Below are 23,064 nucleotides of genomic sequence, written 5' to 3' on the forward strand. Positions count from 1 at the left end.
CTAAAGGGGATGGGGGCAATTTAGCCCCCGTTTCTTATTGAATCACATCTTCTTTTTCCGCTTTCTTCTCTACCAGAAAAGGGTCTATCCCTTGCTGTTGCAGACGATAGAAACGAATAATATTAAAGCCGTTAAGCAGCAAGAAACTGCCTTCAATCAATGAACCGCCAATAGATCCCAACCAAACATTGTGGATAACCCAGCACACGGTGGAGACCCACATCACGCAGCGAGTTGTCAGGCCAGTGGTGCGAAATATCGCCCAAGTGCTGATAACGGTGCCGAAAATCGGCAATATCTCGACCGCGTGCTGCATACGCCATATACCAAAAGCTAATGTCAGACTGATAAACACCAACATGGCAATATTACTGCGGGTTTTAGCCGCGACCAGATTTCGCAGCGCATTGAGCATGGCGCTACTGCCAGCCGCACTGGCTCCCATCAGGAAGAAGTGGCAGCCAATAATGGCACTGTAGGCGGAAAGTTGAAGTCTAAAACGCCGTTCATCACGATTGAAGAACATGGTGATACCGACAAAAAATGCCAGCACGCCAACGGCTTGAGCAAACCAATAGAAAGTCATGGGGGGATAATCCTGGTGTACGGTGACCGTACTAATTAATAAGCAAACGGCATTTTATTAAAAATAATAAAACACCGTTTCATATTAATCAAAAGACACAATATTTACAAGGTGACGCCACTTTTAAAGATGGCCAGTTCGCGGAAATCATTGACTTCATTGCGTGCTGGTTGACCATTGGCAATGGCGACTATCAAATCAATAAACTCTGTCAATAATGTATCCATTGGCGTGCCGTGAATCAGTTTACCGGCATCGAAATCAATCCAATGGGGCTTTTTGGCAGCCAGTTCACTGTTAGTTGCCAGTTTAACTGTCGGCACAAAACCGCCGTAAGGTGTGCCACGGCCGGTACTGAATAACACCATATGGCAACCTGCACCCGCTAATGCACTGGTGGCGACAGCATCATTACCCGGGGCGCTGAGTAAATTCAGCCCAGGGCGCTGTAGGCGCTCACCATATTTCAGCACATCGACCACTTTGCTCTGGCCCGCTTTTTGGGTGCAACCCAGTGATTTCTCTTCCAATGTGGTGATACCGCCCGCTTTATTGCCCGGAGATGGGTTTTCATAAATCGGCTGGTTATGCGCGATAAAGTACTGTTTGAAATCATTGACCATACTAACGGTCTTTTCAAACGTTGCTTCATCACGGCACCGGCTCATCAAAATCCGCTCTGCCCCAAACATTTCCGGCACTTCTGTCAGGACGGATGTCCCGCCATTGGCAATCACATAGTCAGAAAAACGGCCCAGTAATGGGTTAGCGGTAATTCCTGATAAACCATCAGAACCGCCACATTCCAGACCAAATTTCAGCTCACTCAACTTACCCGGCACCCGTTGGTCATGGCGCATCACCTGATACAAAGCATGCAAATGCTCCAGACCGGCTTCGACTTCATCATCCTGCTGCTGACAAACCATAAAGCGCACGCGATCTTCATCAACCGGCCCCAGCGTGGTCTGGAAAACATCTACCTGATTGTTTTCACAGCCCAAACCAATCACCAGCACTGCGCCAGCATTGGGATGGCGCACCATATTTTGCAGCATGGTTCGGGTGTTTTCGTGGTCCTGACCCAGCTGTGAACAGCCAAACGGGTGGCTGAACAGATAGACGCCATCAATACCTTCCGCGTCTTGTGTTTCTTTCAAGAAGCGTTGCTGGATCTGGCGGGCGATCCCATTCACGCAACCCACAGTTGGGATGATCCACAGTTCGTTACGCACGCCCACATCGCCATTATCCCGGCGATAGATCTGTACTTCGCGATCCGCCATTTGTGGTGGTAACTCACTGAATTCTGGCTGATATTGATACTCATCCAGATCACTGAGGTTTGTTTTGGCATTTTGCGAATGAATATGTTCGCCCGGCTGAATCAGTATTAATGCATGGCCGATCGGCAAACCATACTTAACGATCATTTGTCCCGGCTCAATGGCTGTCAGGGCAAATTTATGCCCACGAGCGACTGGCTGAGCCAACTTAACACTGAATTCTCCGATTTCGAGAATCTCATCAGCGGCTAAATCTTGCAGTGCGACGGCGACATTATCTAGCGGGTGAATTTTTATAATACTTTGCATAATTAGACTCTTAGATGTAAGCCGCGACTGCAACTCTCATACCACTGTCAATAATGGTTTGCAGTTGTTCTGTCACCTGATTTGCCAGTTGCGGGACGGCCGTCAGATCCTGACCCCAGTGGGTAGCATCAGACAATACGCCGTTAACTAACTCTGCCAGCGCGATATCGCCGTTTTTTACCCCATTCCACAAGGTTGAATAACGTTCCAGCCAGTGAGCATCATCCTGTAGCGGATAAGTTTGACCATCACGTTCACCACGATAAAAGGCGATCAAAGCAGCCAGGGCAAAGGTCAGGCGCGGTGGCAATTTGCCTTGCTGTTGTTGATAAGTCAGCAATTGAGGCAAAATTCGGGTGCGGAATTTTGTCATGCCATTCAAAGCAATAGACAATAATTGATGCTGAATGAATGGGTTGCGGAAGCGGCTCAGTACCGCCTGAGAAAATGACAGCAACTCATCTTTCGGTAAATCCAGTACTGGAACAATCTCTTCAGTAATAGTTTTTTCGACAAAACGGCTGATTTGCGCGTCATCCATGGTTTGGCCGACAGTATCCAACCCAGACAGATAAGCCACTGGCACCAGTGCAGTGTGCGCGCCGTTCAGAATCGCAACTTTGCGCTCTTTATAGGGCTTGATGTCATCAACGATAAGAACATTCAGATCTAATTTATCAAGGCGAAGTTCCTGCGCCAGTTCTTTTGGCCCTTGGATAACAAACAGATAGAAGTATTCAGCCGTGTCCAGGAAGCTGTCCTGATAGCCCAATTCTGCTTGCAGTGCAGCCACTTCATCACGCGGATAACCGGTCACAATGCGGTCAACCAATGTTGAGCAGAAAGTGTTATTTTCCGTCAACCACTGAGTAAACGCTGCTGGCAATTGCCAATGGCTGGCATAGCGCAGCACCAACTCACGCAGAGCTTCACCATTATAATCAATCAGTTCACAAGGCAGTAGCACCCAGCCTTTATCCGCTGCACCAGCAAAATGCTCAAAACGTTCGAATAACAAACGCGTCAATTTTGCTGGGAAAGAGCTTGGCGGCGCATCGCTGAATTGATCCGCTTCGTTCCAGGCAATGCCAGCTTCAGTGGTGTTCGAAAACATAAAGCGGATATTAGGATCACGGGCCAGCGCCAGATATTCATCAAACTGACGATAAATATTGATTTCGCGGTTAACCGAGCGGATCAGACGGGATTCACGCACCGTTTCGCCTTGCTCGTTCAGACCGCGGATCACCGCAGTATACAAGCCATCCTGGGTACTGAGTGAAGGAGGGAAATCGCTATCGATCGGGCGGATCACCACGATCCCGGCATTCAGATCGGTATGTTCATTCAGTAAATCAATCTGCCAGTCAACAAAGGCTCGCAGGAAATTACCTTCACCGAATTGAATGATTTTGTCCGGGTGGCTACGGCCAGGAAAGTCACGACGGTTCAGAGCTTGCATCAGGGTTCACCTCATAACGCATACTGCCGGGCGTTAAATAAACAACGAGTTAATGTTATATGGGGCTGACATTCAGCCCCGTGATTGTTATCGGATATTCATCACTAAAACAGTTCGGTGATTACAGCTCGATAGCGAAATATTGTTTGGCGTTATCAAAGCAGATGTTTTTCACCATAGAACCCAGCAGCTCAATATCTGCCGGAGCTTCACCATCTTCGACCCAGCGCCCAATCATCTGGCACAGAATGCGACGGAAGTATTCATGGCGGGTATAAGACAGGAAGCTGCGGCTATCAGTTAGCATCCCAACAAAGCGGCTCAACAAACCGAGCTGGGCCAATTGGGTCATTTGGCGTTGCATGCCATCTTTTTGGTCATTGAACCACCAGCCAGAACCAAACTGCATTTTCCCGGCAGGACCTTCGCCCTGGAAGTTGCCTACCATGGTGCCGATCACTTCGTTATCCCGTGGATTCAAGCAGTAAAGGATGGTTTTTGGCAGCGAATTGCGCAGGCCCTGTGCATCCAATAAGCGAGATAAAGGCTGCGCTAAGGGTTGGTCATTAATGGAGTCAAAGCCGATATCCGGCCCGACCAGATTGAACATGCGGCTGTTGTTATTACGCAATGCGCCGATGTGATACTGCTGCACCCATTCACGGCGGTGATACTCGCCAGACAGGAATAATAAGACAGCGGTTTTAAACTGAGCGATTTCTTCGGTACTTGGCTGATTACCGGCCAAACGACGGGCGAGAATGCCGTCTAAAGTCGCTTCATCAGCTTCACCGTAAACCACCACATCCAGCGCGTGGTCAGAAACTTTACAACCATGGGCGGCAAAGTGATCCATACGTTTGTTCAGCGCGGAACACAAATCAGCAAAGCGGCTAATAGAAGTGTCAGCGGCAGCTTCCAGGCGTTGCATATAATCGTTGAAACCTGCGGCTTCAATATTGAAAGCTTTGTCTGGACGCCAGCTTGGTAACACTTTGATATTGAAGCTGCCGTCAGCCGCAATAGCTTTATGGTGGCGCAAGTCATCAATCGGGTCATCAGTAGTACCGACCATTTTGACATTCATCTGCTGCATGATACCGCGCGCAGAGAAGCTGTCCTGAGCCAGCAACTCGTTACCGCGCTGCCAGATTTCTTCTGATGTGGCGGGGGACAATAACTTACCTGTAATACCAAATGGACGGCGTAATTCAAGATGCGTCCAGTGATACAAAGGGTTACCAATAGTATGAGGAACCGTTGCAGCCCAAGCATCAAACTTCTCACGGTCGCTGGCATCACCGGTACAGAAACGCTCCGCGACACCATTAGTGCGCATAGCTCGCCATTTGTAATGGTCACCTTTCAACCAGATGTCATACATATTCTTAAAGCGGGTATTTTCTGCGATCTGTTCAGGGGGTAAATGACAGTGATAATCATATATTGGCTGATCTTTCGCGTAGTCATGATACAGACGGCGGGCAAATTCAGTGTCGAGCAAAAAGTCTTCGGTCAAAAACTGCGACATATTAGGTTCCTCACTTGAAACATCTTAGAGTTCTGCTTTCTGTTATCGCGAAGTTATCACACCAATTTCATCTATCGTCCAGCATTTTTTTATAGATAAAGATCGCAAAAACCTAACAAAAAGAACAAATACTCAACATTTATAGTCTATTTAGTCCCTTTAGGCACTAAGTCTGCTGGGTTCTATTATTCCCTAATTGAAAAGTGGTTTTTGTGATATCACTCAACTTTTAAATCTGTATGACAAGTTATTGTTGCGTCGCCATCAGTCATCTCATTAGCCATGTTCAAATAAAGGCATTGATTTGACCCAAATAGGTATAAAAAATGAGCGCCGTACCAGCACTGCGGTCTCGGATAGGAAGGGAAACCTAAAATAGTTGAAGCGACCGCCAGCACGCCAGCCTCAACTCATGAATAAGAAAGGCCAGGCACCACCGCATGCACAGCAATGTCGGATTGGGCCACATTGCGCCATGAAACATCACGACAGGCGGTGTTTCATGGCAGTAATCTAATACTGGGAGAAAGTTAAAAATGATGCGTAAAATTAAAGGCTTACGCTGGTACATGATCGCTTTGGTTACCGTGGGCACTATATTAGGTTACCTGACGCGTAACGCTATTGCCGTTGCCGCACCAACGTTGCAAGAGCAGTTACATATCACGACACAGCAATATTCTTATATTATCGCCGCTTATTCAGCCGCTTACACTCTGATGCAGCCGGTAGCTGGCTATATTCTGGATGTGGTGGGGACGAAAGTCGGTTATGCCATGTTTGCCGTCATGTGGGCCATATTCTGTATGAGTACCGCATTAGCCAGCAGTTGGGGCGGTTTAGCGATTGCTCGTGGTGCTGTGGGTGCAGCAGAAGCCGCCATGATCCCTGCGGGTCTGAAAGCGACCAGTGAGTGGTTCCCAGCAAAAGAACGCTCCATTGCCGTGGGTTACTTCAACGTAGGTTCTTCTATCGGCGGCATGATTGCACCACCATTAGTGGTGTGGGCTATCGTGATGCACAGCTGGCAGATGGCATTTATCATTACCGGTGTGCTTAGCCTGATTTGGGCCATTGCTTGGTTAATCCTGTACAAACACCCGAAAGATCAGAAAAAACTGTCTGATGAAGAGCGTGAGTACATCCTGAGTGGCCAAGAAGCGCAGCACTCTACTGCTAACGCCAAAAAGATGTCTGCAATGCAGATTATCCGTAACCGCCAGTTCTGGGGTATTGCAATACCACGTTTCTTGGCAGAACCCGCTTGGGGCACATTCAACGCGTGGATCCCACTGTTCATGTTTAAAGCTTATGGCTTTAACTTGAAAGAAATCGCCATGTTTGCCTGGATGCCAATGCTGTTTGCCGACCTGGGCTGCATTCTGGGTGGCTATCTGCCACCATTGTTCCAGAAATATCTCAAAGTTAACCTGATTGTTTCCCGTAAGTTAGTGGTCACTATGGGCGGCTTGTTGATGATTGGGCCGGGGATGATTGGCCTGTTCACCAGCCCTTACGCGGCTATCGCCCTGCTGTGTGTCGGTGGATTTGCTCACCAATCACTGTCTGGTGCGCTGATTACCTTATCGTCTGACGTCTTTGGCCGTAACGAAGTGGCCACCGCCAACGGCTTGACGGGAATGGCGGCTTGGACGGCCAGTACTATGTTCGCCCTGGTAGTGGGTGCTTTGGCAGATACCATGGGCTTCAGCCCACTGTTTGCCGCACTCGCCGTATTTGACGTGTTAGCCGTCGTGGTTATCTGGACGGTACTGCAAAACCGCTCGGCAGCCGAACCCGCTATCGATCCGGTACAACAAACGCCAGCCGGACAGAATTAATCCAAGACTTTACGCGAGAGACACCATCAGCCCGGTGATATTTGCCGGGCTTTTTATCCCCGAGCCGCCCTCCTTTACTGCACATTTTCCATCATAACTGTGATAGCAATAACTAGAACCCAATAGGGATAAGTGGTATAACAAGTCCAATTGTATCTCCTACGGGATATCATGCCTTCCAGACAAAATGAGCCGCAAAATTTGCTGCCTCAATTGATCCTTGATCCCAAGAGCCTTAATCATGGAATTCACAGAAACCAGACGGTTGTACCAGCAGTTAGCCGCAGAGTTAAAGCAGCGCATCGAAGCCGGTGTTTATCAGGTGGGCGATAAATTGCCCGCAGAACGCTACATTTCCGAAGAAATGAATGTCAGCCGAACTGTGGTCCGTGAAGCGATTATCATGTTGGAAGTGGAGGGCTATGTAGAAGTGCGCAAAGGCTCCGGCATCCATGTGATGTCGAATCAGCAAAAACACTTGGTCATGCCGAACCAGGGTATTGAATTCGCCACCGCAGGCCCTTTTGAGCTGTTACAGGCGCGTCAATTGATCGAAAGTAACATTGCTGAATTTGCAGCCACACAAGTCACCCGTCAGGATATCGTGCAATTAATCGAGATCCAAAAACATGCGCGGCAAGAAGATCGTTTTCGTGACTCGCAATGGGATTTGAAATTCCATGTGCAAGTGGCGCTGGCGACGCAAAACACCGCGATGGCAACGATTGTCGAAAAAATGTGGAGCCAGCGGGTACATAACCCTTACTGGATCAAACTGCACGAGCATATTGATGATAAGTCGATCGAGAGTTGGTGCGAAGATCACGATCGGATCCTTGAGGCTCTGATGCGTAAAGATCCATACGCCAGTAAGCTCGCCATGTGGCAACATCTGGAAAATACCAAACAAATGCTGTTCCGGGCCACGACTGATGATTTCGAGTTTAATGTAGACCGCTACTTATTCACCGAAAACCCGGTAGTTCATCTCGATATCCCCAAAGAGCTTGGTTTGAGTGTTACAGATAAGCCGCAAGCAAGCGAATCATTGAAATAAGTCATTAGAGACAAATTCGCCAAAAGTCGATGTGACCAGGGCTTATGGCAGCAATGCCCAAGGATGGGCCAGCTAACCGATATCGGTGATTTCCAGCACGAAGAGGCACTCTTCATGCGATGTTGTAGTCAGTAAATGTCGAGTTCTGTCAGCAAATGTCAGTGTTAGGCCTGTTTTTTAACTATTGCTTAAAAAACACTCAATTAGCATCTATATTTCCCTGTTTCATATCCCGCTATTTTGCTAAAGTGGCAGCACTTTTTTATTCGGATGCTTTGGGAGCGAAACGCAAATATATGCGCTGGTTGTTTGCTCTGTTTATTGCAGTAGCTGGCTGGGTCGGTTCGGCTTCCGGCAGCTTGCTATCGTCCACGCATCCCTCATCAGGTATAGTGTTACCTGCGCTTGACCGTCCCTGCGTCAGCGGCACCTCCTCATCCGTCAATGTCTTTTCGTCATATCTGCACCTGCAAAAGAAAGCCCTTTATTCACAATGGCGTCTGATGGGCATTCCTGCCAAAAAAACCGCCATAAAAAACCGGTTGGGTGCAACTAAACTTACCGGCTCAGTTAATCTTTCATTCGCCAATAACACTTGGCATAGCGCACATCTGGCTATGTCCCGCAGCAGCCGAGCGGATGAAATCTATAAACAGCCACGGCAATCACTGCCCCTGTTGAACTATTCCAATTGGATATTCTATGCTTCGACACAGCAAAATCGTGTGGGTGGCTGGAAAGAGAGTAATACTCAATATAGCGGGATGCTTACCTACCATATTATGGCGTGATGCTTTCTCGGTTGTCGTAATACGTGAGCATCGCAACAAGAAGTCAATTTACCTTTAGATATCAGCGAATTGGTTTGCTTTGGTTCCTTTATCAAAACCATCGCTAAAACACGAAAAACCATCAGATATTTTTTGATCGTGTTTATATCCATAACGATGCATACAACAAACAATGACGTTTTAGGAATACCCGATGGATATCATTAAAGAACTCTTACATGCTTTATGGGCGCAAGACTACGAGACACTGGCGAATCCATCTTTAGTCTGGGCCATTTACATCTTGTTATTTGTGATACTTTTTCTGGAAAATGGCCTACTTCCGGCGGCCTTTTTACCGGGCGATAGTCTGCTGATTCTGGTTGGCGTCTTGATTGCAAAAGGGGCCATGAGCTTCCCGGTGACCATTGTGGTATTAACCACCGCAGCCAGCTTGGGTTGCTGGGTCAGCTATATTCAGGGGCGATGGCTGGGGAATACCAAAGTGGTGCAAGGGTGGCTATCCCATCTACCTGCCCATTATCACCAGCGCGCACATAACCTGTTCCACCGCCATGGGTTATCCGCCCTATTGGTCGGCCGTTTCCTGGCATTCGTGCGCACCTTATTGCCAACAATTGCGGGCCTTTCCGGCCTGAGCAATACCCGCTTTCAATTCTTTAACTGGATGAGTGGGTTGCTGTGGGTTTTGATCTTAACCACTATGGGCTTTGCCTTTGGCAAAACACCGGTATTCCTGAAATACGAAGATGAAGTGATGTTTTTCCTGATGTTGCTGCCTCTGGCACTCTTAGTGATTGGCTTATTTGGTTCTTTATATGTGCTTTGGCGCAAAAAAAGTGCCCCTCCGGCTAATAACAGCAATGATAAAGGTAAGCCAGAGTGATTACCCTCAGGGGCCGTTTTAGCCGCCCAGTTTGGCTCTATCTTATCCTGCCGGTGACCGCCTTATTGCTAGCAGCACTGTTGTTTACGCCAATGATTCTGCGCACAGAAAGTGCGTTAAAAATTCGGCCTAATCAGCAGGGTCTGTCGTTACCCGATGGATTTTATCTGTATCAACACCTCGATCAGCGGGGGATTCGCATCAAAAGCATCACTCCGGAGAATGACAGCCTGGTGGTGAGCCTTGAGTCTCCGGAACAGCAAAAAGAAGCGATCGAAGCTTTGCAGGATATCCTACCAAGCGGTTATGTCATTGTGACGAGTGAATCAAAGAAACGTCAGCGTTTATTACCCGCCTTCAGAAATAACCTACAAAATGTAGGGTAATCTACATGACGGGGAGCATCTCCCCGTCATCAGCTCTCCGTTATTCCCTATTTATTCTGCTGATACATGATTAATCTATAAAAATTCAGTAGTAAACTTGGGTATCACATAATTCAGAGCTATGCTTAGTCATTCATGGCAACCTATTTTATCACCGATTCTTGCTGTAAAAGGAAGCAATACCATGTTGTTACATACTGTGCTGTTACGTCCCGTTTTTTCACTACGGGCCTTTCTCCTGTTGGTCTTACCGATGGTTGCATTTTACAGTGTCGCCCAAACGAATGAATGCGACACCAAAGCTAAGGAGATCCAACAGCAGATTGATTATGCCAAACAGCATGGCAATACTCGCCGCGCCGCCAGTCTGGAAACGGCGCTGAAAGAAGTTAAAAATAATTGTACTGTTGAGAGCCTGAAAGCTGAGCGGCAGAAAAAAATCAAAGAAAAGCAACACAAAGTCGCAGAACGCAAGCAAGAACTCAAAGAAGCTCAGCAAAAGGGTGATGCTGGAAAAATCGCCAATAAACAGAAGAAGTTAACGGAGGCGCAAGCTGAGTTAAAGCAAGCTCAGGCACAGAAATAGCGACTCCGGGTTTAAATACAAACACAGTGAACTATTAGGATTATTAACCTATCAACTTTCCGATAAATTCACTAAATTAGATATTCACCTCAGTTATGTTAAGGAGCTATTACATGCCACAAGATAAAACCTCTGAACATTTGCGCGCTGAACTTAAGTCACTTGCGGATACTTTGGAAGAAGTGCTGCAATCTTCGACCGATAAGCCGAAAGCTGAGTTAGATAAGCTGCGGGCCAAAGCGGAGAACGCGTTGAAGGATACACGTGAACGTCTGAGTGAAACTGGCGATAAAATTGCTGCCCAAACCAAAGAGATTGCTGATAAAGCTGATAACTATGTCCATGACAACCCTTGGGCTGGTGTGGGTATCGGTGCTGCTGTCGGCGTGGTGTTAGGCGTGTTGTTGTCTCGCCGCTGATTATGGCTGAACTTCCTCAAACTCAGGGCCCCGGTAAAGGGGTCCTCGATACTGTCCACCGTATCGCCACCATTGTGGTGGGTATGGTTGAAACCCGTGTCCGGCTGGCGGCCATTGAGCTGGAAGAAGAAAAGGCAACACTGATTCAGTTGCTGATAATGGCGGGGATTACCCTGCTGTTGACTGCTTTCGGTTTGATGAGCTTGCTTGTGTTAGTCATATGGGCGATTGATCCTGCCTATCGTTTAGTCGCACTGGGGTCGACAACCGCCGTGCTATTAGCGTTGGCAATCATCGGAGTTATCTGGACACTCACCAAAGCGCGTCACTCCACGCTGCTGGGTTCAACCCGCAAGCAACTGGAAACAGACCGCGAATTATTGGAGAAAGAGCGTTGAGCCGCCGTCAATTGGCACAGGAAAAGGCCGCATTGTTACGGGAGATCCAGCAGCAACGTCTGGATCTCGCTAACAGCGCAGCGCATTGGATTGAAGTCACAGCACCTTATGACCGAGGCTGGGTAAAAATCGTCAGTATGCGAAAATATCTGATGGTGGGTTCAAGCCTGGTCGCACTCTACGGTATCCGCCACCCCAGCAAATTAATCCGCTGGTCGCGTAGAGCTGTCAGTGCATGGGGTACTATCCAACTGTTTCGCAATACTTTTTTATTACGTTAACCCCCAATTTCACTGCACTGCCACGTCACAATTATCTTATGTTTGATCAACTCAGAATATAAAAGCCCACCTTCCCATAGGCGGGCTTTTATATTCTGTCACTTCAGTTTTTTTGATGAAAAACGACAGTTTTACTTGCTAACAACTTATCAACTTCTCGATTAACATTCTCTCATCAAGTCAGGGCGTTTGCAGAAACATATTGGCAAACAATCACATATAAACTTTTTGATGAAAAATTAACGCCAGCAAATGTCAGGCATTAATACAAAACACTTTTTGGAGAAGTCGTTGATGAACAAATTACAAGATACTGGCCTGTTGGTAGCACGCATTCTAATGCCAATTCTGTTTATTGTTGCCGGTTACGGCAAAATGGGTGATGCCTATGCCGGTACTCAGCAATATATGCAAGCAATGGGCGTCCCTGGATTCTTCCTGCCACTGACTATTTTGTTGGAATTTGGCGGCGGCCTGGCCATTCTGTTTGGTTTCCTGACCCGTACCACTGCGCTGTTCACCGCCGGTTTCACTATTTTGACTGCATTAATCTTCCACACTAACTTTGCGGAAGGCGTTAACCAACTGATGTTTATGAAAAACCTGACCATCGCTGGCGGTTACATTGTCTTAGCCGTTGCTGGCCCTGGTGGTTTCAGTATTGACCGCCTGCTGGGTAAGAAGTGGTAAGCACAGTAGCCAAAATGAATATGCTATTTTAATTAACGACGCCCTATCATTTGATAGGGCGCGTTTTTATGGAGAAGTATAAAGATGGGGCAACTTGTTGACGGTGTATGGCAAGACGTTTGGTATGACACCAAACCTAGCGGGGGCCATTTCAAACGCAGTAACTCGCAATTCCGCAATTGGGTGACGACTGATGGTCAAGCTGGGCCACAAGGTAAGGCGGGCTTTAAAGCCGAAGCACATCGTTACCATTTGTATGTTTCTCTGGCCTGTCCATGGGCGCACCGCACCTTACTAATGCGCAGCTTGAAAGGTTTGGAATCGCTAATTTCAGTTTCTGTGGTACATCCGCTGATGCTGGAGAATGGCTGGACATTCGGTCATGACTTCCCCGCCACCACCGGTGATGGGCTTTACCATCTCGATTATCTTTATCAACTCTATCTCCGTGCCGACCCCCATTATAGCGGGCGCGTGACCGTCCCGGTGTTATGGGATAAGCAGCAACAAACTGTTGTTAGCAATGAGTCAGCCGATATCATTCGTATGTTCAATAATGCTTTTGATGGGGTTGGTGCTAAAGCTGGCGATTATTACCCTCCCGTATTACGCGGCAAGATTGACGATATCAATGAGTGGATTTACGATCAGGTCAATAATGGCGTGTATAAAGCGGGCTTTGCCACCACCCAAGAAGCCTATGACGAAGCCGTCAGCACCTTGTTTGATGCATTGGATAAGCTGGAACACATTCTGGGGAAACACCGCTATTTGACCGGTGATCAACTGACCGAAGCGGATTTACGCTTATGGACCACATTGGTACGTTTTGACCCGGTGTATGTCACACATTTCAAGTGCGATAAGCGCCGTATTAGCGATTATCTCAACTTATACGGCTTTTTACGCGATATTTATCAGATGCCGGGTATTGCCGAGACGGTAGATTTTGACCATATCCGCCATCACTATTACCGCAGCCACGGCACCATTAATCCTTACGGAATTATCTCCATCGGCCCACAGCAAAACCTGCTGGAGCCACATGGACGAGATACCCGTTTCGCTTAGTTAACAGATAGCCACTCACCTCCCAATCGAGGCGACACGCAGTAGCCGTTTATTTATTAGCAAACAGCCTAGGGATCTCACGCAGACACCACGACTTGGCCTCGCCCATACTGTCGCGACGCCATGCCATAATGATATCCGCCTCACGGCTGTATTCCGGCCCGACAACCCTGAGGCGGCCTGCTTCGATATCTTTTTCCACCATGTCGTAAGGCATGGTCGCTACACCTAAACCAGCGAGTAATGCCCGCCGTTTATCTTCAATGGTGCTGACCGTCAGCCGTTGCTGTTTATCCAACAACTGTACAGTGATAACCGGCCGCTCGCGGGCGGTATCTGCCACGGCAACGGCTCGATATTTCACCCGGGTTAGCTCAGAGAGCGGCTCTGGCTCCAAGTGAATAGGATGATCCGGGCTGGCCACATAAACGCTGGTCACTTTGTACAGTTTGCGGCTGTTAATCTCCGAAGATGCGCGAAAATGCATATCTGGCGCGATAACAATATCAGCCCGCCCCTGCTCCAGTCGCTCCCATGCTCCGGCTAATACCTCGGTAAAAATAGAAACCTGAGTGTTGGCTTTGAGTGCCAGTTTGTCGATAAGCGGGAACAGTTTCCACGCCGGAGACAAGGCCTCGCTGACGATGGTGATATGGGTTTCCCAGCCGCGTGCCAATGCCTCAGCGTCAGTAGTCAGCTTATCTGCCGCTTCCAGCAATACTCGCCCGCGATCCAGCAGCATGCGCCCGACATTGGTAAACTTGGTGCGATGCCCTGAACGGTCGAACAGCACCACATCAAGCTCTTCTTCAAGCTTCTGCATGGTGTAGCTCAGCGCAGAGGGTACTCGCCCCAATTCATCGGCTGCCGCCGCAAAACTACCACGGCGATCAATGGCATCCATCACTCTTAATGCTTCTAACGTTAGCGCCCGATCTTTGGCCATCATTTTCTCAATCAGGAAATTTGAATATAGTGACCAGATTAACTGGCTAACAATCTGCCGTCCAGACGCTTACCATTTGTTTATCGATTAATGTCTACAAACTATGCCAAAGTCATTGGTGTTTGAGAGCAGCCAACACACCTGCAATTTGAAAGATGGCGATAGGTATATGCCCTATAGATTTCAAGGTGCAGGAAGGCGGCAAACGAAAGTATCCCGATGAACTTACACAGGTAAGTGATTCGGGTAATTGAGCGCAGCCAACACACCTGCAATTTGAAAGATGACGGGCACAGGAGCAATCATGATCACATGCAGAACAGCAAAACAGTGCGGGCAAGCTGACTTTGGTTGGCTTCAAGCCCGCTATACTTTTTCATTCGGCCACTATTTTGACCCGAAATTACTCGGCTATGCCTCACTGCGGGTGTTGAATCAGGAAGTGTTAGCACCGGGGGCATCATTCCAGCCGCGAACCTATCCGCGGGTTGACATTCTCAACCTGATTTTACAAGGCGAAGCCGAATATCGCGATAGTCTGGGCAACCATGTGCGCGGCAAAACCGGCGATGTCTTGCTATTTTCTACCCAACCGGGTGTTAGTTACAGCGAGCATAACTTGAGTGCAGACAAGCCGTTAACCCGCATTCAGTTATGGCTAAATGCTTGTCCAGAACAAGACAGTCATCTCGCGCAGCGCATGTCTTTATGCTCTCAGCCATTGCGATTATTGGCCTCTCCTGATGGGGAGCAAGGTAGCCTGAAGCTGCGCCAGCAAGTGTGGATTCATCATTTAGATTTAGCCGCCGGTGAGCAATATACAATTGATTTGCACGGCCCGAGGGCATATCTGCAATCTATTCACGGGACAGTCGAAGTGAAAGGCCCGCAAGTGAGCGAAGCTCAGCGCTTGACCTGCGGTGACGGGGCTTTTGTACAAGAAGAACAGCATTTAGTGATTACAGCAGAGACTCCCCTGCGGGCATTGCTGATTGATTTACCTGAATGACCGGGTATTCGCCCAGTCGGGGCTGTCCTGAAAATTGTGTCAATGCCACATTGATTGTGGCATTGGTGCGCTATCTATATAGCATATGAATTTCTTATGGCTTCAATGACGCCATATCAATCACAAAGCGGTATTTCACATCACTTTTCAGCATACGTTCGTAAGCGTGGTTAATATTTTGAATATTAATCATTTCTATATCTGAAGCAATGCCGTGTTTAGCACAAAAATCCAACATTTCCTGTGTTTCCGCAATACCGCCAATGCAGGAACCCGCCACCGAGCGCCGCCCCAAAATCATCGGTAAGGTACTCACCATCGGGCTGATATCCCCGAGGAAACCGACAAACACTAACGTGCCGTCCACATTCAACGTCGGCATGTATGCATTGATATCATGCACATAAGGCACAGTATCAATTATCAAATCAAATTGCCCTTTGGCCGCGGCCATTTGTGCATCATCGGTAGATAAAACAATGTGATGCGCACCTAAGCGGCGGGCATCCGCCTCTTTATTAGGAGAGCGGGTAAAGAGTGTTACTTCAGCGCCGAGCGCATTAGCCAATTTTAGTGCCATATGGCCCAATCCACCCAGCCCCACGACAGCGACTTTGCTACCCTTTCCGACTTTCCAATGGCGCAGTGGTGACCAAGTAGTGATACCTGCACACAATAGGGGGGCGGCAGCTTTCAAATCCAGACCAGCAGGCATTTTCAATACAAAATCTTGCGATGCGACAATAGCTTGCGAGTAACCGCCGTAGGTTGGCTGATGGTCATGGCGGTCAATACCATTGTAGGTTTGCACATTTCCTTCTTCGCAATATTGTTCTAATCCTTGCTGACACGGGTTGCAGTGGCGACAGGAATCGACCATACAACCAATACCGGCGAAATCACCCACTTTAAACTTCGTGACATCCTTGCCCACCGCCGTAACGCGCCCCACCACTTCATGACCGGGCACAATAGGATAGGTGCTGAATCCCCAGTCATTACGCGCCTGATGTAGGTCAGAATGACAAACACCACAATAGAGCACCTCCATCACCACATCATCTGGGCGAGGAGCGCGACGGGTAAACTCAAAGGGAGCCAGCGGAACTTTTGCTGATGTAGCAGCATAACCGAGTACTTTCATTGTCATGGTGTATCTCCGGGATGATGAGCGTTGAAAAGAGATGCGAAGTATTTATCAAAGTTCTTGTTTCGTCGGACGGAATAACACTTCGTTAATATCCACATCCTCCGGCTGGCCGATAGCAAAGGCCACAATACTGGCGAATGCATCAGCGGAAATAGCAACTTCGTCATAAAATTGCTTAATACCTGCCGCGACATCAGCTTCAGTGATGCTGTCCACCAACTCGCTACTCACTGCGCCAGGAGAAATAATGGTCGTCCGAATATTGTACGGTTTCACTTCCTGACGTAGCCCTTCAGAAATCACACGAACAGCGGTTTTGGTCGCCGCATACACAGCACTGCCCGGCCTCACTTTATGGCCCGCAACTGAGGAGGTATTGATGATATGCCCACTTTTCTGCTCTTTCATATAAGGAAGTGCTGCCGCAATGCCGTAAAGAACCCCTTTCAGATTCACATCAATCATTGCATTCCAATCATCAATCTTACGCCGCTCCAACAGTGAATGCGGCATTAGCCCGGCATTATTCACCATCACATCTATGCGACCATAAAGCCTGACCGCCGTGTCCACCAGCGCCTGAACCTGATCCGGATGCGTCACATCCGTTTTGACCACGGCACCTTTATTCAATGATAGCTCGTCGGCCAATTTTTCCAGCCGGTCAATGCGGCGCGCACCCAGCACCACTTTTGCGCCATCTTTTGTCAGGCGACGAGCCAACGCCTCGCCCAGGCCACTGCTGGCCCCAGCGATAACCACAACTTTATTTTCAATACCTTGAGTCATATTTCCTCCGAGGTTATTTCTGATATTGCTCGTTGCTGACTTTTTCCATCCACTCAACGGGGCTACCATTAAGGGATTCAGCAATAGCCATGTGAGTCATCGCGGTATCTGGCGTTGCTCCATGCCAATGTTTCACTCCTTCAGGTATCCAAACAATATCGCCCTGATTCATCTCGTTAATCTCACTGCCCCACTCCTGAATCCAGCCACGGCCTTGAGTGATAATCAACGTTTGGCCCAGTGGATGAGTGTGCCAGGCAGTACGCGCGCCCGGCTCGAATGTGACCAAAGCGCCGCCCACACGGGCAGGTAGAGTCGCCTGAAAAGGCGCATCAATACGCACCTGGCCGGTGAAATAATTGGCAGAACCGGATTGGGATACTTGAGAACCGCTTGGTGTAATTTTCACTTTTCCCTCCACGCCAGCAAAAGCTGTCGGACTTAACATGGACTACATAACTGTAGACGCTGCGAGCAATTTCACCGTTATTCCTGATAATGTTCAGGTGACAGATCAAAGTCCGGTGAGTTTTTCCAGCGCCTCAGGATAGCGCTCGCCGACTAATGTGACTTTCGCAGCTGCGCTGTCAATTTGCTGAAGATCCGCGGCAGTCAACTCCAGGTTCGCCGCGCCAATATTCTCCTCCAGCCGATTTAACTTACGTGTCCCAGGGATCGGCACAATCCACGGTTTTTTCGCCAATAACCAAGCCAACGCGATTTGTGCCGGTGTCGCGCCTTTTTGCTGTGCCACATCCTGAATCAACGTAATCAACACCTGATTGGCCTTTAATGCCTCTGGAGTGAAACGCGGCAAAGTGCGACGAAAATCATCACTGGCAAACTCGGTTGATTCCGTCATTTTCCCCGTCAGATAACCTTTACCCAGCGGACTATAAGGCACCAAACCAATCCCCAACTCCTCTAGTGTAGGGATAATTTCCTGCTCCGGTTTCCGCCACCACAAAGAATATTCACTCTGTAGCGCGGTGACCGGCTGAACTGCATGGGCACGACGAATGGTTGCCACCCCCGCCTCAGACAAACCAAAGTGCTTAACTTTCCCTTCTTTAATTAAATCTTGTACTGCGCCAGCCACATCTTCAATGGGTACATTGGGATCGACACGATGTTGATAAAACAGATCGATAACATCTGTTTTTAAGCGCTTGAGAGAGGCCTCCGCAACCTTCTTGATATGTTGAGGTCGGCTGTTTAAACCCACCCATTTTGGCCCACCATTCGGATCGGCCTGAAAACCAAATTTGGTGGCAATCACCACTTTATCGCGCAAAGGGGCCAGCGCCTCACCCAACAACTCTTCATTGGTATATGGCCCATAGACTTCTGCGGTATCAAAGAATGTCACGCCAAGATCCACGGCTTTGCGCAGTAATGAAATCATTTCCTGTTTATCGGTTGCCGGGCCATAACCGAAGCTCATTCCCATGCAGCCTAAACCCATTGCTGACACTTCAAGATTACTGCGGCCGAGTGTGCGCTTTTGCATTGTCTTTACCCCTGTTTGTTATTGCTTACCACCACAAGATACTCACCAAATGAATGCCTGTTGCAGGAAAGGTAGCAAATGCTTATACGGAGTATTAGAGGGGGAAATGTGCATGAGTATATGAATTAAATTCATAAATTGAGCTAAACTTGAAAACTTGAGTGCTAACCAGCGGGAAGCAAGATGTTAAAAGAGAATTTTAACGATTTAATTTCATTTCTAATGGTTGCCAGAGAACGTAGCTTTACCAAAGCCGCAGCAAAACTGGGCATTTCCCAATCAGCCTTAAGCCACTCAATTCGAGGGCTGGAGGAGCGACTGGAGCTTCGCTTACTGACCCGCACCACTCGCAGTGTGGCGCCGACTGAAGCCGGTGAAAGGCTGGCAAATAGCCTTGGGCCACGTTTTGCAGAAATTGAGAGCGAACTGGATGCGCTGAGTGAAATGCGAGCGCGCCCGGCGGGAAATATTCGAGTCACCGCTGGCGAACATGCTGTCGATTCTGTGCTCTGGCCGGTGCTGAAAACCTTTCTCACAGAATACGCTGACATCAAGGTAGAAATTACAGTCGACAATAGCTTAACTGACATTGTGACAGGCCGCTTTGATGCAGGTATCCGCCTGGGAGAGCAGGTTGCCAAGGACATGGTTGCGGTGCGGATTGGGCCTGATATGAGTATGGCTGTAGTTGGTTCGCCCCCATATCTGGCTAAATATGGCGTTCCTACCACACCAGCCGACCTGCAAAATCATCGCTGTATCAATATGCGCCTGCCAACAATGGGCGGCCTGTATGCTTGGGAGTTTGAAAAAGAAGGGCGCGAGTTAAAAGTGCGGGTTGAGGGACAGTTAACTTTCAATAGCTTACGACAGCGGATTGATGCAGCAATGATTGGTTTTGGTCTGACAATGGTGCCAGAAGATGCAGTAAGGGCAGAGATTGCCAGCGGTAATTTAGTTAGAGTTCTGCAAGAGTGGTGTGAGCCATTTCCCGGCTACTATCTTTACTACCCCAGCCGCAGGCAGCACACCACCGCGTTTTCACTGTTTGTTGATGCGCTGCGCTATCAGCGTTAACAGGGCAAAAGATAACTTAAAAATGTAAATATCGCCCCCAGTGGAGCGCTTTTTGCTTATTGTAATTTTCATTTGCATCGCTATAATTTAGCCGGCTAAATAAATTAAAAGTGATCTATATGGAATATAAAGCAAGGGCGTTGCCCACCCGCGAGACGCTGGCTCGGGTGCAGAATCAAGAAAATCTCGACACCGATGTTTCCGGGGTGGATTTAGTCTTAAACCTGATCACCACCGCTGATTTAATTCGTTCAAGCATATACGCACAACTTTCTGATAAATATGGAATTTCAGAAGGTAAATTCATTCTCTTAATGTCACTTTATGGCGAAGGCGAAACCGCTGCCAGCGAGCTGGCATTACGCATTGGTGTCGCGCCTGCGACTGTCTCCGTCATGGTCAAACGTATGCTTTCCGTCCCCGAACCCTTGATTACCATGAGCCGAACCCATGCCGATGGACGCTCTCGCTTAATTGCATTAAGCCCTGCGGGACACCGCGTTATTAAAGAGGCGCTGCCGGGGCACATCAACGCCATTCGCTCTTTTGCCGAAGTGCTCAATGATCAAGAACGCGAATCCCTGATTTCAATGCTGCGAAAACTGCTGCGAAAAAACAGCTAAAAGTAGTTAAAAATAACCAAAACATGGGGTTTATCACGTTAACCCTTTTCCAACCACATACTTAGCCGGCTAAATAAATTGAATCAAGAACAAAAAAACACCTTAAAACCAATAAAGAAAATAGCAGTAACTTTCTTGGTGCTGCTGTTGGTTGGATCGAGCCTCATCTATTTTGGATCAAGAAATGACGCGGTATCCGTGGCCCAAAGTCTGAAGTCTGGCGTACTGACCGCCGATAAGATCAATATTGCGTTTGAAAATGTGGGCGGCAAACTTGTCACGCGCCAGGTGCAAGAGTCTCAGATGGTTCAAAAGGGTGACACCTTGATGATGCTGGATGAGGTGGATACCAACATTTCTATAGAGCGCCTCAAGGCGGTTATCCGTGCTCAGGAGGCGTCGATTCGTCTGGAAGAGTCCGCGACGCGGATCGCGAGTGATGAAACCAAATTAACGGAAGTCTCTTCCTGGCGTAAAATTGAGGAAATTCAAGCCACACTGAGTGCCGCGCGTGCCAGTGAGGAACTGGCCCGTACTGACTTTAACCGTATGGCCAAGTTGAGTCACACCGGCAGTGTCTCGCAGTCCATGCTAGATAGTGCAAAAAGCATGTTAACGCAGACTCAGGCGGCTGTTGTGCAAGCTGAGCGCCAACTTGCTTCGGCCATGATTGGTACGACACCAGAACAGATAAAACGCCTCTCTGAGAAGGCGAGCGCTCAGGGCATGACACTTCAAGCCATTGCCAACTCGCGCGAGTCGATCAAAAACCGTGAAAATGTGCTGGATCAGCTCCGTGCTCAGTTAGCCCAGTCTCAAGCAGAACTGAGGCAACTGGAGGTCAATCACGGCCGCCTGACACTGACGGCTCCCGAAGCAGGTAAAGTCTTAAAAATCCTTTATGAGCCAGGTGAGATGATACCAACTGGCGCGCCAGCGGTTCTACTGGAGACTGACCGCAGATATGTTGATATTTACGTCAATGAAAATATGGTTAGCGCTTACCAACCTGGTACTGCAGTAACCGCGCAAGTGCCAGCGCTTGATACCCATGTGAAAGGGGTGGTACGTTTTGCAACGGCAGCCCCCTCTTTTTCTGATTTACGCATGACCCGAGAACGCGGGCAGGCCGATTTGACCTCCTACCAAGTCCGAATCTACACAGAAGAAAAACCGCAATTGCTCACCGGGATGACGCTAGAGGTGGATGATGCAGAACATCGTTAAGTCCATGACCGATGAGATTGGAGCCATGATGTCAGGGCATGTCATGCCCTATCACAAGGTCGCCATTGTGGTTGCAGCCGTCATAGCACTCCTGTTTTCGCTGGTTTTTTCACATTCGACCGTCTTTGAGGGCAAGATTGCAGTGATTGATCTTGATGCCTCTCATTATTCGACCGAGTTAATCCAGAAGATAAATACATCGCCCTATATTGAAGTCACTCAGGTTTTACACTCCCCCATAAATCCTGAAATATTGACCTCGCACGACCGTAATATTGGTGTGCTTTATATCCCGAAAGGGCTTGAGAAAAGTTTAAAAACAGGCGATAGCGCGGTGCGTCTTGGTTACTTTGCGGACTACAGCAACTCAGCACAAAATGCCGAAGTGCTGCAAAACCTACATGAATATATCCCCGAACTAGGAGCTGAAATTGGTGCCGCCCGTATCTCCGCACTAGGGCTTGGCGACACCCAACTAGAAGCGGCGTTGAGTCCGATGCTGCTGAAAAGTCGCAATCTGTTTAACCCGACCAGTACCGCAACCAACTCGACCAGCATTGCTTTTGTCTACTTTTTCTCCTCACTCTTTTATGGCCTGGCCACACTGATGGTCATCGGCAGGTTGAAAGTCACGGGTGCCTGGAGCAATGCTGTCTTCAACCGAGGCCCACTGGCACTGATGTGCCGCATGGTTCCCTATGCCTTCTTTTACACCACCGGCATTACCATTGTGAGCGCCTTGTTGGTTATTTTTGGCCAACTGCGATTTGAGGGCAACTATTTTGCCTATCTGCCCACCATATTCATGACTGGATTGGCTTTTGGTTGGTTAGCTTTGATTCTGTCCTGGAAGACTCAAAATCCGGGAGAAGGTGCCAGTCTCATGACTTTCCTGGTGCCACCTGGATTTATTATGGGTGGGGCAACCATGGCGGTGGGGTTCATGCCTCTTTGGGCCTATTACCTGAGCTACGCCTTCCCGTTAGTTTGGCAATATCGGTTTTATCGCGATTTTGCTATGCGTGGGCAGACGATGGCCGAGATGCTTCCGACCTATGGGGCCTATTTGATCTTTTTGACGATAATCGCTTTTGTAGTGGTGCTACTCTACTACCGTACTCAAAAACAGATTGAAGCCGTTAACTGACAGTGC

At 48.4% G+C, this 23,064-nt stretch carries 25 protein-coding genes; 16 read left to right on the plus strand and 9 right to left on the minus strand.

What is annotated here, in order from left to right; translation table 11 throughout:
* Positions 1-34: 34 nt before the first annotated feature.
* The 4 genes from DXZ79_RS17635 to uxaC all read right to left on the minus strand — a co-directional run bounded on the left by DXZ79_RS17635 (position 35) and on the right by uxaC (position 5,174).
* Positions 35-586 carry a YgjV family protein gene (locus DXZ79_RS17635; protein WP_038638863.1) on the minus strand — a complete coding sequence of 184 codons (552 nt, stop codon included), beginning with the start codon at positions 584-586 and terminating at the stop codon, positions 35-37.
* 104 nt (positions 587-690) lie between these two features.
* Positions 691-2,181: a UxaA family hydrolase gene (locus tag DXZ79_RS17640; protein WP_038638860.1), complete on the minus strand. Its 1,491-nt coding sequence runs from the start codon at positions 2,179-2,181 to the stop codon at positions 691-693.
* Positions 2,182-2,191: 10 nt separating this feature from the next.
* The gene (locus DXZ79_RS17645) at positions 2,192-3,643 is read right to left on the minus strand and encodes a tagaturonate reductase (protein WP_050292034.1); all 1,452 of its coding nucleotides are present in this window, start codon (positions 3,641-3,643) and stop codon (positions 2,192-2,194) included.
* 121 nt (positions 3,644-3,764) lie between these two features.
* Complete coding sequence (uxaC, locus tag DXZ79_RS17650) at positions 3,765-5,174, minus strand: glucuronate isomerase (RefSeq protein WP_038638855.1); 1,410 nt, start codon at positions 5,172-5,174, stop codon at positions 3,765-3,767.
* Positions 5,175-5,710: 536 nt separating this feature from the next.
* On the opposite strand from uxaC, the gene DXZ79_RS17655 reads away from it, so the two are divergent.
* The 11 genes from DXZ79_RS17655 to DXZ79_RS17705 all read left to right on the plus strand — a co-directional run bounded on the left by DXZ79_RS17655 (position 5,711) and on the right by DXZ79_RS17705 (position 13,580).
* Positions 5,711-7,015 (plus strand): MFS transporter, encoded by a 1,305-nt coding sequence (locus tag DXZ79_RS17655; protein ID WP_072089180.1) that lies wholly within the window; start codon positions 5,711-5,713, stop codon positions 7,013-7,015.
* 241 nt (positions 7,016-7,256) lie between these two features.
* Positions 7,257-8,072: a transcriptional regulator ExuR gene (gene exuR, locus DXZ79_RS17660; protein ID WP_038638851.1), complete on the plus strand. Its 816-nt coding sequence runs from the start codon at positions 7,257-7,259 to the stop codon at positions 8,070-8,072.
* A 296-nt stretch (positions 8,073-8,368) separates the two neighbouring features.
* Complete coding sequence (locus tag DXZ79_RS17665) at positions 8,369-8,863, plus strand: hypothetical protein (protein ID WP_038640016.1); 495 nt, start codon at positions 8,369-8,371, stop codon at positions 8,861-8,863.
* Positions 8,864-9,056: 193 nt separating this feature from the next.
* Positions 9,057-9,749 (plus strand): DedA family protein, encoded by a 693-nt coding sequence (locus tag DXZ79_RS17670; RefSeq protein WP_004391980.1) that lies wholly within the window; start codon positions 9,057-9,059, stop codon positions 9,747-9,749.
* Positions 9,746-10,135, plus strand: a complete 390-nt coding sequence (gene mzrA / locus DXZ79_RS17675; RefSeq protein ID WP_032820578.1) for an EnvZ/OmpR regulon moderator MzrA — start codon at positions 9,746-9,748, stop codon at positions 10,133-10,135. The genes DXZ79_RS17670 and mzrA overlap by 4 nt, the downstream gene beginning before the upstream one ends.
* Positions 10,136-10,319: 184 nt before the next feature.
* Positions 10,320-10,721 carry a DUF1090 domain-containing protein gene (locus tag DXZ79_RS17680; protein ID WP_162928758.1) on the plus strand — a complete coding sequence of 134 codons (402 nt, stop codon included), beginning with the start codon at positions 10,320-10,322 and terminating at the stop codon, positions 10,719-10,721.
* Between the two features lie 113 nt (positions 10,722-10,834).
* The gene (locus tag DXZ79_RS17685) at positions 10,835-11,140 is read left to right on the plus strand and encodes an ElaB/YgaM/YqjD family protein (RefSeq protein ID WP_038638849.1); all 306 of its coding nucleotides are present in this window, start codon (positions 10,835-10,837) and stop codon (positions 11,138-11,140) included.
* Between the two features lie 2 nt (positions 11,141-11,142).
* Entirely contained in the window at positions 11,143-11,538 is a 396-nt protein-coding gene (locus DXZ79_RS17690) for a phage holin family protein (protein WP_004391985.1), read from the plus strand.
* The gene (locus DXZ79_RS17695) at positions 11,535-11,819 is read left to right on the plus strand and encodes a YqjK-like family protein (RefSeq protein WP_032820580.1); all 285 of its coding nucleotides are present in this window, start codon (positions 11,535-11,537) and stop codon (positions 11,817-11,819) included. Before DXZ79_RS17690 ends, DXZ79_RS17695 begins: the two co-directional genes overlap by 4 nt.
* A gap of 294 nt (positions 11,820-12,113) precedes the next feature.
* A complete protein-coding gene (locus tag DXZ79_RS17700; protein WP_004391987.1) occupies positions 12,114-12,509 on the plus strand; it encodes a DoxX family protein in 396 nt (131 codons plus the stop codon).
* An 84-nt stretch (positions 12,510-12,593) separates the two neighbouring features.
* Positions 12,594-13,580, plus strand: coding sequence for a glutathione S-transferase family protein (locus DXZ79_RS17705; RefSeq protein ID WP_038638845.1), 987 nt, complete (start codon positions 12,594-12,596; stop codon positions 13,578-13,580).
* Between the two features lie 49 nt (positions 13,581-13,629).
* Here DXZ79_RS17705 and DXZ79_RS17710 read toward each other — a convergent pair whose 3' ends face one another.
* Positions 13,630-14,526 carry a LysR family transcriptional regulator gene (locus DXZ79_RS17710; RefSeq protein ID WP_038638842.1) on the minus strand — a complete coding sequence of 299 codons (897 nt, stop codon included), beginning with the start codon at positions 14,524-14,526 and terminating at the stop codon, positions 13,630-13,632.
* Positions 14,527-14,830: 304 nt separating this feature from the next.
* Here DXZ79_RS17710 and DXZ79_RS17715 point away from each other — a divergent pair, with 304 nt between their 5' ends.
* Entirely contained in the window at positions 14,831-15,535 is a 705-nt protein-coding gene (locus tag DXZ79_RS17715) for a pirin family protein (RefSeq protein ID WP_038638840.1), read from the plus strand.
* Positions 15,536-15,629: 94 nt separating this feature from the next.
* Here DXZ79_RS17715 and DXZ79_RS17720 read toward each other — a convergent pair whose 3' ends face one another.
* The 4 genes from DXZ79_RS17720 to DXZ79_RS17735 all read right to left on the minus strand — a co-directional run bounded on the left by DXZ79_RS17720 (position 15,630) and on the right by DXZ79_RS17735 (position 18,984).
* Positions 15,630-16,685: an NAD(P)-dependent alcohol dehydrogenase gene (locus DXZ79_RS17720; RefSeq protein ID WP_120011515.1), complete on the minus strand. Its 1,056-nt coding sequence runs from the start codon at positions 16,683-16,685 to the stop codon at positions 15,630-15,632.
* A gap of 48 nt (positions 16,686-16,733) precedes the next feature.
* Entirely contained in the window at positions 16,734-17,474 is a 741-nt protein-coding gene (locus DXZ79_RS17725; RefSeq protein WP_038638834.1) for an SDR family oxidoreductase, read from the minus strand.
* Between the two features lie 13 nt (positions 17,475-17,487).
* The gene (locus DXZ79_RS17730) at positions 17,488-17,922 is read right to left on the minus strand and encodes a (R)-mandelonitrile lyase (RefSeq protein WP_038638832.1); all 435 of its coding nucleotides are present in this window, start codon (positions 17,920-17,922) and stop codon (positions 17,488-17,490) included.
* Between the two features lie 66 nt (positions 17,923-17,988).
* Positions 17,989-18,984, minus strand: a complete 996-nt coding sequence (locus tag DXZ79_RS17735; protein WP_038638829.1) for an aldo/keto reductase — start codon at positions 18,982-18,984, stop codon at positions 17,989-17,991.
* Between the two features lie 183 nt (positions 18,985-19,167).
* Between DXZ79_RS17735 and DXZ79_RS17740 the strand changes: the two genes are divergently transcribed.
* From DXZ79_RS17740 to DXZ79_RS17755, 4 genes are all read left to right on the plus strand, one after another.
* Complete coding sequence (locus tag DXZ79_RS17740) at positions 19,168-20,061, plus strand: LysR family transcriptional regulator (protein ID WP_120011516.1); 894 nt, start codon at positions 19,168-19,170, stop codon at positions 20,059-20,061.
* 119 nt (positions 20,062-20,180) lie between these two features.
* Positions 20,181-20,684 carry a MarR family winged helix-turn-helix transcriptional regulator gene (locus tag DXZ79_RS17745; RefSeq protein WP_038638824.1) on the plus strand — a complete coding sequence of 168 codons (504 nt, stop codon included), beginning with the start codon at positions 20,181-20,183 and terminating at the stop codon, positions 20,682-20,684.
* A 198-nt stretch (positions 20,685-20,882) separates the two neighbouring features.
* Positions 20,883-21,911 (plus strand): HlyD family secretion protein, encoded by a 1,029-nt coding sequence (locus DXZ79_RS17750; protein WP_050292036.1) that lies wholly within the window; start codon positions 20,883-20,885, stop codon positions 21,909-21,911.
* On the plus strand, positions 21,895-23,058 hold the full coding sequence (locus tag DXZ79_RS17755) for an ABC transporter permease (RefSeq protein WP_038638819.1): 1,164 nt from the start codon (positions 21,895-21,897) through the stop codon (positions 23,056-23,058). The genes DXZ79_RS17750 and DXZ79_RS17755 overlap by 17 nt, the downstream gene beginning before the upstream one ends.
* Positions 23,059-23,064 lie beyond the last annotated feature (6 nt).

Origin of the sequence: Yersinia rochesterensis (assembly GCF_003600645.1) — a bacterium.
Taxonomy (GTDB): Bacteria; Pseudomonadota; Gammaproteobacteria; order Enterobacterales; family Enterobacteriaceae; genus Yersinia; species Yersinia rochesterensis.